This window comes from Rheinheimera sp., assembly GCF_030824435.1.
Taxonomy (GTDB): domain Bacteria; phylum Pseudomonadota; class Gammaproteobacteria; order Enterobacterales; family Alteromonadaceae; genus Pararheinheimera.
Map to the genome: position 1 here is coordinate 72,822 of NZ_JAVBXS010000016.1, position 12,914 is coordinate 85,735.

Sequence of the window (12,914 nt, forward strand, 5' to 3'; positions counted from 1 at the left end):
GTACAATGCGGCAACTGTAAATTTATACAGAGTATTTATGCTCAGCAGCGCCAGCAAAAATCAAATCAAAGCTATTCATCAGAAGATCAAAGCCGCTTTACCCGGTTATCAGCCGCGGCCTTCGCAGAACAAGTTGGTGGCAGAAATGGCCAATATAGTGGCGGGCAGTTACCACAGTTATGACAAAATTGGCTTAATTGAAGCTGGTACCGGCACCGGAAAATCGCTGGCTTATCTGATGGCGGCCCTACCTTTGGCGCTGGAAAAGAAAAAAACGCTGGTCATTGCCACTGCAACAGTGGCGTTGCAAGAGCAGCTGGTGAACAAAGATTTACCTTTTTTTCAGCGTTATTCAGAACTGCCATTTGAATTTACTTTGATCAAAGGCCGCCAGCGTTATGCCTGTATCGAAAGGTTAAATCAGCAAATTCAGCAGCCTGAGTTGTTACCGCAGTGGCTGGATAAAGCCAGCCCTGCCGATTTAGCCAAACTTGCTGCCGCCTGGCAAGAAAGGCGCTGGCTTGGCGACAGAGACAGTTTGCCATTTGCGGTAGCGGACAGCCTCTGGCACAGCATTCAGGCTGACAGCTACCATTGCCACAAACAACACAAAGCACATCGTCACTGCCCTTTTCATCTGGCGCGCGCAGAAATAGAAAACAGTCAGGTGCTGGTGGTGAACCATGCTTTATTGCTGGCTGATTTAGCTTCTGGTGGCAGTATTTTGCCAAAACCGGAAGATTGCATTTATGTGATTGATGAAGCGCACCACCTGGCTGACAGCGGCCGTGATTTTTTTTCCGGCAATGCACCGCTGAATGCAGATACAGCATTGTGGCAGGAACAGACGGAAAAATTGTATCAGCAACTGCAAAGCCAGTTGCCACAACACAGCGCCATTAAAGAAACGCTAAAGTTAGTCGATTTATCCCAGGATTTTATTGGCAGCTTAAAACCACTACAACAGCAGCTGAAAAAGTCCGCCAATGACTGGTTTGGCAAAGAACCTCATCATCGTTTTATCGACGCCGTTTTACCCGATTTATTTCAGCGCCAGGCAGAACAACTGGCAGAACAAAGCGGCAAATTGCTGTCTTGTATCGAAAAACTGTTTCAACATTTGTTGGATGCACAAAGCGACGGCAAACTAAAAAGTAAACAGTTATTACCTCTGCAGCATGAACTACAGGCGTTGGAGCAAAAATACTCAGCGCAAAATCAACTATGGCAATTGTGGTCGGTGCCGCAAACAAAGCATGTCAATCAGGCGCGCTGGATAAGCCGTTTTGAACAACAAATCCGCGGCCATGCCTGCCCTTTGTCGGTCAGTTTTCAGCTGGATGATTTGTTATTCAGTAAAGCCCACGCCGTATTGCTCTGTTCAGCAACACTCACTTCGCTGAATTCTTTTGATTATGCCAAAAGGGAGCTTGGCTTAATGGATCATCCGGGGGTGCAGACATTGCAGGTGAATTCGCCTTTTGCTTATGCCGAACGGGGGGTGATTCATATTCCGAAATTACGCACCGAACCCACCTCAGATTTGTTTACTGATGAACTGATTGAAGTGTTGCCCAAATACCTCGACACCACTCAGGGTAATCTGGTGCTTTTTGCTTCTTATTGGCAGATGGAACAAGTGGCGGCAGCACTACGTAAACAACAGTGGACCTTATTGGTGCAAGGTGAAGCCAGCCGGCAGTCGCTGCTGGATTTACATAAAATGAAAATTGAAGGTGGTGCTGGCAGTATTTTATTTGGCACGCAAAGTTTCTCTGAAGGCCTTGATTTACCTGGTAAACTTCTTACCAACCTGATTATCACCAAACTGCCTTTTGCGGTGCCGACCAGCCCATTTGAAGAAGCAATGGCAGAAGCCGTCAGCAAAAGAGGCGGCAATCCGTTTTTACAATTAACGGTGCCGGCGGCGGCGAAGAAACTGGTGCAGTCCTGTGGTAGACTGCTGCGCCAGGAGCAGGATCAGGGCCGCATTGTGATCCTCGACCGGCGTCTTGTCACCAAATCGTACGGCAGCGCCATGCTGAAAGCCCTGCCTCCTTTTCGCCAACAAATTGACGGATAACCATGGAATTTGCGCTTGATCCAACAGTCATGCTGCTGTTGTGCAGTGTGGCTTTTATTGCCGGTTTTATTGATGCTATTGCCGGTGGTGGTGGTTTATTAACTGTCCCAGCCTTATTAACCGCCGGTTTACCACCTCATCTGGTGCTTGGCACCAACAAACTGGCCGCTACCTTTGGTTCATTAACAGCTTCAGTCACTTATTACCGTAAAAGGTTGTTTGACCCTTATTATTGGCGCCATGCGCTTATCGCAACTGCAGTGGGCGCTTGTATTGGTGTGTTGGTGGTGGACCAAATCAGCAAAAGCACGCTGGAAAAGGTGCTGCCGGTGCTGATTTTAATAGCCGCAATTTATAGTTTATTTGCCAAGGTGCAGGCTGACGACCAGCTGCAACTGCCTTCTGACACCTCCAAAAACCGCTGGAGCCAGAGATTACAAGGGCTTGGCCTTGGTTTTTACGATGGCATTGCCGGGCCTGGCACAGGCTCGTTCTGGATGGTGTCGACTATGGCGCTTTATAAAATTAATTTATTGCTAACCAGTGGTGTCGCCCGTTCGATGAATTTTGTCTCCAACGGTTTTGCGCTGGTGACTTTTGCCGTACTTGGCCATATTCATTACCAGTTGGGTATTGCGATGGGGCTTTGCCTGATGGTTGGCTCTTATTTTGGTGCTCATACCGCCATCCGTTTTGGCAGCAAGCTGATTAAACCTTTGTTTATGCTGATGGTGATGGCGATTGCTTTGCGTCTTATCTGGCAAACCTGGTTTAGCCAATGAACAATCAACAACAACTGGCGGCGCTGGAGCAGCAACTCTTAAAACTGGCAAGTCAGGCCAGCCGTATTGACGAAGCAGCGCCTTCCTGGCAACGCCGCGACTGGTTTGACTCTGAACTCTTTCAGTGTCATTCACCGCAATTGCTTGATTATGTGCAGGAAGCCATGCAGTTGCTGAAACGTTTACAAACGCCGCTGCGTGGCCACTCTGAATATCAGTTGTTCCAACAACAAAATCAGCAGCGCCTTGCCATCAAACTGGCGGCGCAACTGGAAGCATTAAGCCGGGCTTTTAGTTGCCTGGAAGTACGGCAACGCGAAAACGGCAAATGGCGTAAAGCCAAAGTGGCCAAAACCGAAGCCACTGCACCAGAGCGGCACAGAGCTGGTCAGTTATTGGCTGAACTCGGTGGTTCACATCAAGCTTTGTATCAGAAGCTAAGCGAAACCCATGAATTTGAACGCCGTTTACAGCAAATGATCCACGAAGCGGCGCAACAGCAACAACAGCCTGAACTACAACTGGCGTTACATGCCCGCCTTGGCCGTTGCCGCAAAGCCATTAGTCAGCTTGAAGCCGAAATTCAGTGGCTGGAACAAAAAAGAGAACGCTGATGCACTGGCCTGCCCTGCTTTATCATCCCTGTTACAGTGAACTGCAACTACCGGATAAACATCGTTACCCCATAGGCAAGTACCAGGCTTTATATCAGGCGTTATTAGCTGCAGGTGTGCCGGAGCATTGTTTTGTAGAGTCCGAAGCAGCAACAGCAGCAGAGCTTTTGTTAGTGCATCAACCTGGTTATCTACAAAGCCTCAAAACCGGCAGCATTGATGCCAAAGCCATGCGCCGTATTGGTTTTCCCTGGTCACAACAGCTGTATCAGCGCAGCCTGATTTCAGTGGGCGGTACCATTAAAACGGCACAGCTTGCGCTGACTCAAGGCCTGGCGTTGCATTTAAGTGGTGGTTATCACCATGCTTTTGCCAATGAAGGCAGTGGTTTTTGTTTATTTAACGATTTAGCCATTGCAGCCCGGACGCTTCAGCAACAAGGCGTGGATAAAATTCTGATTTTTGATTGTGACGTGCATCAGGGCGATGGCACAGCGCTGATTTTCCAAAATGACCCGCAGATCATCACAGCGTCTTTGCATGGGGATAAAAATTTTCCGGCGCGCAAACAACAATCCGACTGGGATCTGGCGCTGGCCAATGCCACAGACGATGGCGCTTATCTTGAAGCTGTGCAGCAAAGCCTGGATTATCTGCTGGATTTACATCAACCTGATTTAGTGTTGTACGACGCCGGAGTTGATATTCATCAGAATGACGATTTAGGGCTGCTGCATATCAGCACCGCAGGGGTACTGGCGCGCGATAGTTATGTGATCAACAGCTGCCGCGACCGCAACATTGCACTGGCTGCGGTGATTGGCGGTGGTTATCAACGCGATTTAACTGCACTGACGGCTGTACACCTGCAACTTTTTAAAGCCGCTTTTAATAGCAGAAATTTACCCCATCAAATTCCCTGAAGCCCCTAAACTCTGGCTCGGGTAATGCTGCTGTTGACTGCACAGACAAAAAAGCCAGTCACCTCAAATTACAACAGAGGACTGGCTTTTTATTGCAGCAAGCTAAAACAACTTTAACCGCGTTCAGCACCTGCAAAATAAAAACCAAGCTGACGTTTTACCTGGGATGGCAATAGCGGCAGGCTGGCTTTGGGCACTAAAAAAGTCGCCATATTAAATAAGTCAGTGAAAATACGGTTTTTTTCTGTGGTGCGTTTTAGATAATCGTGACCTGAAGATCCGCCGGTGCCAATTTTGGTGCCGAGCATGCGCTGCACCATCATGGCGTGTTTGTAACGCCAGATGGTGAAGTTTTCGTCAATTTCGGTCAGACAAGTCAGCACCTGGAATGGCAGATTAAACACCGGCTCTTCCTGATACAAACTGATAAAAAGTGCCGCCAGCATAGCGCGCTGACTCAGTCTGAAAGTGCCATCCTGTTGTAATTGCTGATATTTGTCGTTATCCAGCAAAGCGGTAAATTTGGCGCGGGTTTTGTCAATTTCATCCAGCTGCATTTGTCTTTCATGTTCGGCAATCTGAATAATAGAACGTACTGTCAGCTCATCTTCATTCAGCATCTGCGCTGTGGTTTGCTGATACATCTGCCAGAAGCTGAAATCACCAAACTCCAGAAATGGCATACGCTCCAGCCACTTTTCCACTTGTTCAAATAAACTGGGTTGTTGCTCTAAACTTTCCAGAAACAAACGGTCTTTTTCATTGAGGCGGCTGTAAAAAGAATTTTTATCAAAGTCGATGCGATAACCACTTTTTAAACCCAGGCCAATCTCCAGCATTTTAAACTGCACACTCTGAAAACCTGAAGCCGGCACCAGATAATCACGAAACGACATAAAATCCTGTGGTGTCATGGTTTCCATCACACCAATCTGCTGATTCATCAGCTGCTGAATAGTGATGATCCTTTTCAGTTTATGCACCACACCAGTCAGTTGTTCATCTTTCACCACATCAGCGGCAAAAACGCCAAGCACTGCTTTTAATTCATGTAGCACTTGTTTAAACCAGAGCTCGTACACCTGATGCACAATAATAAACAAAGTTTCATCGTGGGCTTCAGCACCATATTTGGCACTTTCAGTGGCCTGCGCCGTCAGAATTTTATCCAGCTGCAGATAATCACCGTAATAACAGGGCGTGGTATTTTTTTGCATAACAATAGGTTCCGGCCCAAGGCCTTAATTTCGACTGCGCATTGTAGCAGCGGTTTTCATCAATTGTCAGCAAGACCGGGCTGTGGCATTTTGCCTTATTAGTGTTTATGCTTAGCCGAACAAAAAAACCAGTCAGGTCAAATGCTTTGACCCGGGAGCAGTGAATGAAACTACATGATGATATCCACAACTATTATGAAAAACTGATGCTGGACCACCTGATTGAACTGGGGCTGGATGAAGAGCATGACAATGAATATCTGGCCGATTTATGTTGTATTGTGTTGAACCAGCTGCCTTGTAAATATATTCGTTATGAAGTTGATATGGCGTTTTACCTGCCACAAACAGAACGTTTTGAGATGGTGACCCGCGTGAAAGACGCTGTGGCCAAAGCCCGCAGTTTTTTAGACAGTCCGGATAATAAAAAAATGCCGGAAGCACCGCAAGCGACTGACATTGAAGCCTGAAGAATCCCAAAAATCTGAAAAAAACAGCAAGCCTGTGCCGTTGGCGCAGGCTCCCACCGAAGTGCAACTGGCCGTTGATTTGATTATGTTATTGGAACAACAACAGCTGCCGCCTGCGACAGTACTTGCTGCACTTGCCATAGTCGAAAAAGATTTCCGCCGTCAGCTCATGCTGGGCAACAAAGAGAATAAAACAGAAAAATAATGACTGCCGGGCCGACGATTCAAGCCATGTTTTACAGGGGTTTCAGAGGATTCGAGAGATTTGGGTGGTAGCCTTACCAGCCACATCCCGGCACATACGTCATACGCTGCGGCTGCTTCCTTCCGGACCTGACCGGGTTCACGTACTAGTATTGCGGGAGGACCAATAAGGCCACCATAGTGTCGTCAGGCAGCGCTATACGGCTGGCTGACAATGCGGGCGCATTATGCTTAAAACTTGCCGCCTGTGCAAGGCATTATGCAAATTCCGGATTTTTTGCCTGCATTTGCTGAAAAAACAACCGCATCTGGGCGCAGTCTTGCTCAAAACTTTCACCCGGTAGCAGCACAGGCCCAAACACCAGTTGTTGTGTTGCAAAGTTAAGACCAAGCAACTGAATAGGCACCTGCGCCTGTTTGGCTATCTGCCAGAAACCGGAGCGGTATTGGCTGACTTTGCGCCTTGTGCCTTCAGGAGCAACTCCTAAAATCAGCTGCGGTTGCTGTTGAAACTCCGCCACTATTTGCCCGACCACACCATGGGCGCTGTCACGGCGCACCGGAATACCACCCCACCGCAATAACCAATTACGCAGCGGCCAGACAAAAATACTGTGTTTGCCTAAAAAAGATATTTTCACACCCAATGCCAGACTGGCCGCCATCGCAATCACAAAATCCCAGTTGGAAGTATGAGGCGCAACAGCCACGACAAATTTGGGCACTGCCGGCAGCTGCCCCTGAATACTCCAGCCTAGTTTTGTTAATAACCAACGACCAAATTGTTGTGCTTTGGCACTATGGTGACGTGGTGCTGTCAGCGGTAATTCCGGCCAATGTTGCATCAAATGACCTTAACCTTTTGCCAATAACGGCTGATAAGCCGCCAGCAACAGTTTTAAACGTTGTTGATTTTTCTGACCAAGCCGGATCATTTGTTTCGGTGCCAGACCAAGCTGTTCAAGCTCGGCATCAGCAAAAGAATATTGCACTGAATCAAGCACTAACATTGGGCCATCCGCCACTTCAGGCGCCGCCAGCAACACTTTAATGGCTTGTTGTACTCTGTCGCGGAACTGCTGATCCGGATAACCTAATTCCTGATACGCCGCCTGCATCAGCGGGTACAGTTGATTAAACAAAGCGGCAACCTGCGCTTTAGGTGCACTTTCCAGTAAATCCAGATACAGGTTGTAACGGGCGTAGTTGGTGCTATCCAGCTGATACTGAGCGCCATTTTTTACTACTTTAAAATCCTGTTTCAGGCCTTTAAAAATGCCTTGTTGGGGCACCAGCTGGCCCTGGGCAATATTGTCAATTTGCACCACAAAACGACGGATCATTTCTTCGTTGACAAAAAGTGCCGCCAAACCCGGTTTCCAGTTCAGCTTTAATAATTCCTGTTGTACCAGAGCGTCAGATTCATCAAGCGTTGGTAATTGTGGCAGTGCTGCCACTTCCTGCTCTGCCGGCAGAGTTTGCCCGTCCACACCGGCATCAGCCGCCTGAGCACTGATTTCATCGGCAGGTTCTGCAGTAGCAGTCAGCACATCGTCCGGCTCTTTGGCAACTTCAGGGGTTTTAACCACTTCAGCCGGTGCCTGTACCACAGGCGCAGGTGTCAGTTCTGGCATTGGTTTTAAAAAATACCAGGCAGCACCTGCAATAATGGCCAGCACCACCACAGGTGCCAGCCAGTTTTGTGTGGTTGTTTTGCTTTCGCTTTGTTGCTCGCTCATAAGATCCCCTTTGAAATACAATGAAAATTCGCGGCCATCAGTGTTACTTTACCCGAAGCAGCCTGCCCTTACCACGGCGGACTTTGGCGAAGTGGCTGGTTGTGGTAAAAAAGCAGACAAAACAACAAACTCAGGCTTAACGACTGCCGTTGCTTTGTCCGGCAAAGTCAGTAATAGTTAACAGATAACTCTGCCGCCGTCAGGCCATTTTGTACAGCTGTATGACTGAATCAACCACAAACAAAAAAGTTGCGTTATTACTGACCGGTGGTGGCGCCAGAGCGGCCTATCAGGTTGGTGTGCTCAAAGCCATAGCCCAACAATTCCCGCGTAACAGTAAAGTACCCTTCCAGATCATTTGTGGCACCTCGGCTGGCGCCATTAATGGCACCGCCGTTGCGTGTTACGCCAGTTGTTTTCATTTGGGGGTGCGAAAACTGGAATGGGTGTGGAAAAACTTTCATACCAGTCATGTGTATTATTCCGATTATCTGCGCGCCACTTACCATTTGGCTCGCGGCTTTTTAAGTGCTTTTCAGGCAGATTATGCCAATCATAAACCCGTGTCTTTACTCGATAACAAACCGCTGAAAATTTTGTTAAACGAGCTGCTGGATTTAAAACGGCTTGACCGCAACATTATGGGTGGTTATCTCGACAGTGTGTCAGTCACAGCCAGCTGTTATAACAGCGGTGATTCCATTACGTTTTTCCAGTCCAGAAATGCCGATGAATGGCAACGTTCACGCCGTTGTGGTCAGCGCACCTTGCTGGGCATTCATCATCTGATGGCTTCTGCCGCCATTCCGCTGGTGATGCCGTCAGTGCGGATTAACCAACATTATTACGGTGATGGTTCAGTGAATCAGTTGTCGCCGCTGAGCGCCCCTATTCACCTCGGCGCCGATAAAATTCTGATCATCGGCCTGGAACAACCCCGTAAATATGACGGCATGCAACAATTGCCACACCACCCGAACCTGTCCACTATTGCCGGTCATCTGTTGGACAGTATTTTTTCTGACACCCTGACAGCCGATCTGGAGCGTATGGAAAGGGTGAATAAAACCATCAATACCCTAAACGAACACCAGATAAAAAGTGAACTCAAACCTATCCAGAGTTTATTAATTAATCCGTCTACTAACTTCAACCAATTGGCCAGCGAACATTTTCTGGCTTTGCCGATGGCAGTGCGGTCTTTATTGCGGACCATCGGCATTAAACAGCACTCTGACTCCAGCCTTGCCAGTTATTTGCTGTTTGAAAAGTCTTTTACCCGCCGGCTGATTGAGCTGGGTTATGAAGATGGCATCAGGCAAATTGACCAAATCATGGCGTTATTAACAGCAACGCCTGCAGATAACAAAAACGACAAACAAAACGGGCAGTAAATTGCCGTCAAAAAGCCGTCTGTTGTGAAGCCTTTCCCAAGCGAAAGTGCTAACTACCTGTATTTGATAGCCATTACAGAGTGGCACAAAACCTGCTTTGTTCAGATATCATTCTGATCACAGGAGCAAGCTGATGGATTTGTTCAGCTTCAGCGACATGTCGTTAGACCATGTCCCAAGTTATGCCGGCATTACCTCCAAGCCCGTCTGGTCCCAGTTGACCAGCACTGTAGGCCCTGGTTTGGTTGAGCAACTGCAAACCAGCCTGGATCTGGCACAACAACTACAGATTTTTTCGATGGCCGCCGGCAAAATTCTGCCTATTGCAGCTTTAGAAATGCATACAGCCGTAGGCGTTTTTCTGGCACCGGGGTCTTTTACCGCCAGCCATGAATACCGCAGCATGCTGGTTTTAAACGAACAATGTCTGGCCGAGCTGGTGTATCAAAGCGACAGCGCTTTTAGCCCATTAATACAAAGACGTTTACTGGAGCTGGAAACCCAGTGGTTATTTCCACTTCGAAACGCTTTAGTGGTGACCAGGCTGCAACAACTGGCTTTAAAAGACACTTTAACTGGTCTGGGTAACCGTCGTTTTTTTGACGATTCCTTTAGCAAAACCGTATTGTTGGCCGAGCGTAAACAACAACCCTGCGCTTTGATTTTACTGGATTTAGATAATTTTAAACCGGTGAATGACAATCACGGCCACCATGCCGGTGATGAAGTGTTATTGGCTGTTGCCGATGCCATGCGAAGCACTTTGCGTATCAGCGACAATCTGTTCCGTTTTGGCGGTGATGAATTTGCCGTGTTGTTAACAGCCGAAGACGCTTACAGTGCTGAGCTGGTGGCACACCGGCTGGTGAAAGCCATTTCCCAACACCATATTTGTGAAAAGTTTGGCGTGTCAGCCAGCGCCGGTTTAGCCCAACTTCATTTGAACGAAGATAGTAAGTCGTTGTTTACACGAACAGATCAGGCGTTATATCAGGCCAAACAAAGTGGCAAAAACGCAGTGCGCCAGGCGCCGTTACAACATGTAGCCAACCCGATGGCAGAGCAGATCAAAGCCTGATGGCGCTTGCTGAGCGCAGGCATAACCAACTTTGGGCCTGGTCTTGTGCACAACAACCGGCATAACCTGCCACCACCATTATTTGCTGCCCGGCAATGATTAACGGCACGGAGCCACGTTGCCAGGGCGGCACCTTCCACAGCTGCAACCATTGTTTAAGCGGTTTACTTACCGCAGAGCCAGCCGGCTTAAATTTATGGGAAAAACCGACTAAAGCAGCAAAATCAAGGGTTAACTTTGCAGTCACAGGCAAAGCTAAAGGCCACTGACAAAAACCGGGCTGATGTGCAAAAGCTTGTGTTTGCCAGAGCAACACCCTGCCATCCGGTAAAGTGAACTCTGTATCAGCTTTCAGTTGCTGCGCTGTTGTTTGCTGCAGCTTGTGTTGCAGCTCTGCTTCCGCTTGCAGCTCTGCTGGTGTCAGCAGATACAAGGTGTTGGCAAAACGCCGTAACTGATAATCGCCAAGACAAAGCTGAGGTTGTGCATCCGCTTTGGCTGCTATCAGATTTTCAAATAATTCGCCAAGCTGCATTGTCGACGGATTCAGCGCAAACTGCTGCAAAAAAGCCCGTACCAATAACTGCTGCACCGGTAATGGATGTTGTTGCAGTTTGGCTAAATCAAGTTGCTGCGCACTTTGCATAGCGCTAAGCAAAGGCGCTAACAGATAATCATTGGCTTGCTGCAAAGCGCCCAGCTGCTGCATAGAGCGGCTGCTGGTTTTGGCAATCGCAGGAAAACGCTGCGCCAGAGTAGGCAGCACTTCCAGCCGTAAAAAGTTGCGGTCAAAGGCAGCGTTGGCATTACTTTCATCGATAATAAAAGCTATTGCGCTGGCTTTGGCAACAGCTTCCAGTTCACTGCGGTTAACATCCAGCAGTGGCCGCACTAACCAGCCTTTGGCAAAAGCTTTAGCCGCTGCTATACCGGCCAGGCCAGCAGCACCACTGCCGCGTTTCAGCGCCAGCAACAAGGTTTCTAACTGATCATCGGCATGATGCGCCGTACAAAGTGCGGTATCGCTGCTGCTGATGGCTGTAGCAAGCACCTGATAGCGCGCTTCACGTGCTTTGGCTTCGAGATTGTTGCTACCTGCAAGCTGCACCTTTTCCATCACAAAAGGCACTTGTAACAAAGCACATTGAGCGGCACAAAATTCGCCCCAGGCGTCTGCATTAGGGCTTAAGCCATGATGCACATAAATAGCGCTCAAGTGTCTTTCTTGCTGTTGCTGTTGCCACTGCTTAAGCAGATGCAATAACACCATAGAATCGAGGCCACCACTGAGTGCCAGCACCACTTTATTGCAGCCAACAGACGACAACTGTGTAGTCACAGCATTCAGCATTGAAGTGGCAACAGGCGGAAGTGGCACAGTCAGGAGTACTCTAAGGTAAAAAAGCCGCTTTACGCGGCTTTTATTTAGCAAAATTTATCAGCAATAACCGAAGGACATCAAACGTTTATAACGTCTGTCCAGCAGTTCAGGCACTGACAATTTGTCGAGTTTGGCTAAATCACGCAGCAATGCCTGTTTTAAACTGGCTGCCATTTGTTCGTGGGCCCGGTGGGCACCGCCTAATGGCTCGGCAATCACTTCGTCAATTAAACCCAGCTCTTTTAAGCGTGGTGCTGTAATGCCCATAGCATCGGCTGCCAAAGGTGCTTTTTCGGCGCTTTTCCACAAAATAGAAGCACAACCTTCAGGTGAAATCACCGAATAAGTGCTGTATTGCAGCATGTTGACCTGATCGCCTACACCAATGGCCAAAGCACCACCAGAACCACCTTCACCAATGACTGTACAAAGCACCGGCACTTTTAAACCTGCCATTACTTTTAAGTTGCGGGCAATAGCTTCACTCTGACCCCGTTCTTCAGCACCTATGCCAGGGTAAGCACCCGGTGTGTCGATAAAAGTAATAATTGGCATATTAAAACGCTCAGCCATTTCAAACATTCTGAGTGCTTTACGGTAACCTTCAGGACGTGGCATACCAAAGTTACGTTTGATTTTTTCGTGAGTGTCACGGCCTTTCTGGTGACCAATCACCATCACGGTACGTTCACCTAAACGGGCAGTGCCACAGACAATAGCGGCGTCATTGGCAAAAGCACGGTCACCGGCCAGTTCGTCAAAATCAGTAAAAATATGCTTAATATAATCCAGCGTATAAGGACGCATTGGGTGGCGGGCTAACTGAGCGACCTGCCAGGCGCCTAATTCGGCAAAAATCTTTTTGGTCAGTGTCAGACTCTTTTCTTTGAGCTTGTTCACTTCTTCTTCTAAACCGAGATCAAAATCTCCGTTACGGCTGACTTTGCGCAGTTCTTCTATTTTTGCTTCAAGTTCCGCAATCGGTTGCTCAAACTCTAAATAATTCAGCATCATCGACTGTCACTACCT

Annotated in this window: 13 protein-coding genes and 1 other RNA gene; 8 read left to right on the plus strand and 6 right to left on the minus strand. The window is 48.2% G+C overall.

Going from position 1 to position 12,914, the window contains the following annotated elements:
* Positions 1 to 37 precede the first annotated feature (37 nt).
* From dinG to RCH83_RS02655, 4 genes are read left to right on the plus strand one after another with little or no spacing between them, the layout of a single operon-like run.
* On the plus strand, positions 38 to 2,083 hold the full coding sequence (dinG, locus tag RCH83_RS02640) for an ATP-dependent DNA helicase DinG (protein ID WP_306518757.1): 2,046 nt from the start codon (positions 38 to 40) through the stop codon (positions 2,081 to 2,083).
* Positions 2,084 to 2,085: 2 nt separating this feature from the next.
* Complete coding sequence (locus RCH83_RS02645) at positions 2,086 to 2,865, plus strand: TSUP family transporter (RefSeq protein ID WP_306518759.1); 780 nt, start codon at positions 2,086 to 2,088, stop codon at positions 2,863 to 2,865.
* Entirely contained in the window at positions 2,862 to 3,479 is a 618-nt protein-coding gene (priC, locus tag RCH83_RS02650) for a primosomal replication protein PriC (RefSeq protein WP_306518761.1), read from the plus strand. Before RCH83_RS02645 ends, priC begins: the two co-directional genes overlap by 4 nt.
* Positions 3,479 to 4,402 carry a histone deacetylase gene (locus RCH83_RS02655; RefSeq protein ID WP_306518763.1) on the plus strand — a complete coding sequence of 308 codons (924 nt, stop codon included), beginning with the start codon at positions 3,479 to 3,481 and terminating at the stop codon, positions 4,400 to 4,402. Before priC ends, RCH83_RS02655 begins: the two co-directional genes overlap by 1 nt.
* Before the next feature lie 113 nt (positions 4,403 to 4,515).
* On the opposite strand, the gene RCH83_RS02660 is transcribed toward RCH83_RS02655, so the two are convergent.
* Positions 4,516 to 5,619: a tryptophan 2,3-dioxygenase family protein gene (locus tag RCH83_RS02660; protein WP_306518764.1), complete on the minus strand. Its 1,104-nt coding sequence runs from the start codon at positions 5,617 to 5,619 to the stop codon at positions 4,516 to 4,518.
* Positions 5,620 to 5,783: 164 nt separating this feature from the next.
* Between RCH83_RS02660 and RCH83_RS02665 the strand changes: the two genes are divergently transcribed.
* Together RCH83_RS02665 and RCH83_RS02670 are read left to right on the plus strand one after the other, a co-directional pair.
* Entirely contained in the window at positions 5,784 to 6,089 is a 306-nt protein-coding gene (locus RCH83_RS02665) for a late competence development ComFB family protein (protein ID WP_306518766.1), read from the plus strand.
* A 40-nt stretch (positions 6,090 to 6,129) separates the two neighbouring features.
* Complete coding sequence (locus tag RCH83_RS02670; protein ID WP_306518767.1) at positions 6,130 to 6,294, plus strand: DUF2496 domain-containing protein; 165 nt, start codon at positions 6,130 to 6,132, stop codon at positions 6,292 to 6,294.
* Between the two features lie 71 nt (positions 6,295 to 6,365).
* Here RCH83_RS02670 and ffs read toward each other — a convergent pair.
* From ffs to RCH83_RS02685, 3 genes are all read right to left on the minus strand, one after another.
* Positions 6,366 to 6,462: signal recognition particle sRNA small type (gene ffs, locus RCH83_RS02675), an RNA gene on the minus strand.
* An 88-nt stretch (positions 6,463 to 6,550) separates the two neighbouring features.
* Positions 6,551 to 7,138 (minus strand): 1-acyl-sn-glycerol-3-phosphate acyltransferase, encoded by a 588-nt coding sequence (locus RCH83_RS02680; protein ID WP_306518769.1) that lies wholly within the window; start codon positions 7,136 to 7,138, stop codon positions 6,551 to 6,553.
* 9 nt (positions 7,139 to 7,147) lie between these two features.
* Positions 7,148 to 8,032 carry a DUF3014 domain-containing protein gene (locus RCH83_RS02685; protein ID WP_306518771.1) on the minus strand — a complete coding sequence of 295 codons (885 nt, stop codon included), beginning with the start codon at positions 8,030 to 8,032 and terminating at the stop codon, positions 7,148 to 7,150.
* A gap of 221 nt (positions 8,033 to 8,253) precedes the next feature.
* Here RCH83_RS02685 and RCH83_RS02690 point away from each other — a divergent pair, with 221 nt between their 5' ends.
* Positions 8,254 to 9,426: a patatin-like phospholipase family protein gene (locus RCH83_RS02690; protein WP_306518773.1), complete on the plus strand. Its 1,173-nt coding sequence runs from the start codon at positions 8,254 to 8,256 to the stop codon at positions 9,424 to 9,426.
* Positions 9,427 to 9,559: 133 nt separating this feature from the next.
* Positions 9,560 to 10,504, plus strand: a complete 945-nt coding sequence (locus tag RCH83_RS02695) for a GGDEF domain-containing protein (protein ID WP_306518775.1) — start codon at positions 9,560 to 9,562, stop codon at positions 10,502 to 10,504.
* On the opposite strand, the gene tilS is transcribed toward RCH83_RS02695, so the two are convergent.
* The gene (gene tilS, locus RCH83_RS02700; RefSeq protein ID WP_306518777.1) at positions 10,494 to 11,882 is read right to left on the minus strand and encodes a tRNA lysidine(34) synthetase TilS; all 1,389 of its coding nucleotides are present in this window, start codon (positions 11,880 to 11,882) and stop codon (positions 10,494 to 10,496) included. The two genes, RCH83_RS02695 and tilS, sit on opposite strands and share 11 nt — an antisense overlap.
* Positions 11,883 to 11,942: 60 nt before the next feature.
* Positions 11,943 to 12,899 carry an acetyl-CoA carboxylase carboxyl transferase subunit alpha gene (accA, locus tag RCH83_RS02705; protein ID WP_306518779.1) on the minus strand — a complete coding sequence of 319 codons (957 nt, stop codon included), beginning with the start codon at positions 12,897 to 12,899 and terminating at the stop codon, positions 11,943 to 11,945.
* Positions 12,900 to 12,914: the final 15 nt, after the last annotated feature.

Bases quoted from the DNA above. Each gene is read 5' to 3' on its own strand.
- dinG (WP_306518757.1), top strand. From the start codon at position 38: ATGCTCAGCAGCGCCAGCAAAAATCAAATCAAAGCTATTCATCAGAAG.
- RCH83_RS02645 (WP_306518759.1), top strand. From the start codon at position 2,086: ATGGAATTTGCGCTTGATCCAACAGTCATGCTGCTGTTGTGCAGTGTG.
- priC (WP_306518761.1), top strand. From the start codon at position 2,862: ATGAACAATCAACAACAACTGGCGGCGCTGGAGCAGCAACTCTTAAAA.
- RCH83_RS02655 (WP_306518763.1), top strand. From the start codon at position 3,479: ATGCACTGGCCTGCCCTGCTTTATCATCCCTGTTACAGTGAACTGCAA.
- RCH83_RS02660 (WP_306518764.1), bottom strand. From the start codon at position 5,619: ATGCAAAAAAATACCACGCCCTGTTATTACGGTGATTATCTGCAGCTG.
- RCH83_RS02665 (WP_306518766.1), top strand. From the start codon at position 5,784: ATGAAACTACATGATGATATCCACAACTATTATGAAAAACTGATGCTG.
- RCH83_RS02680 (WP_306518769.1), bottom strand. From the start codon at position 7,138: ATGCAACATTGGCCGGAATTACCGCTGACAGCACCACGTCACCATAGT.
- RCH83_RS02685 (WP_306518771.1), bottom strand. From the start codon at position 8,032: ATGAGCGAGCAACAAAGCGAAAGCAAAACAACCACACAAAACTGGCTG.
- RCH83_RS02690 (WP_306518773.1), top strand. From the start codon at position 8,254: ATGACTGAATCAACCACAAACAAAAAAGTTGCGTTATTACTGACCGGT.
- RCH83_RS02695 (WP_306518775.1), top strand. From the start codon at position 9,560: ATGGATTTGTTCAGCTTCAGCGACATGTCGTTAGACCATGTCCCAAGT.
- accA (WP_306518779.1), bottom strand. From the start codon at position 12,899: ATGATGCTGAATTATTTAGAGTTTGAGCAACCGATTGCGGAACTTGAA.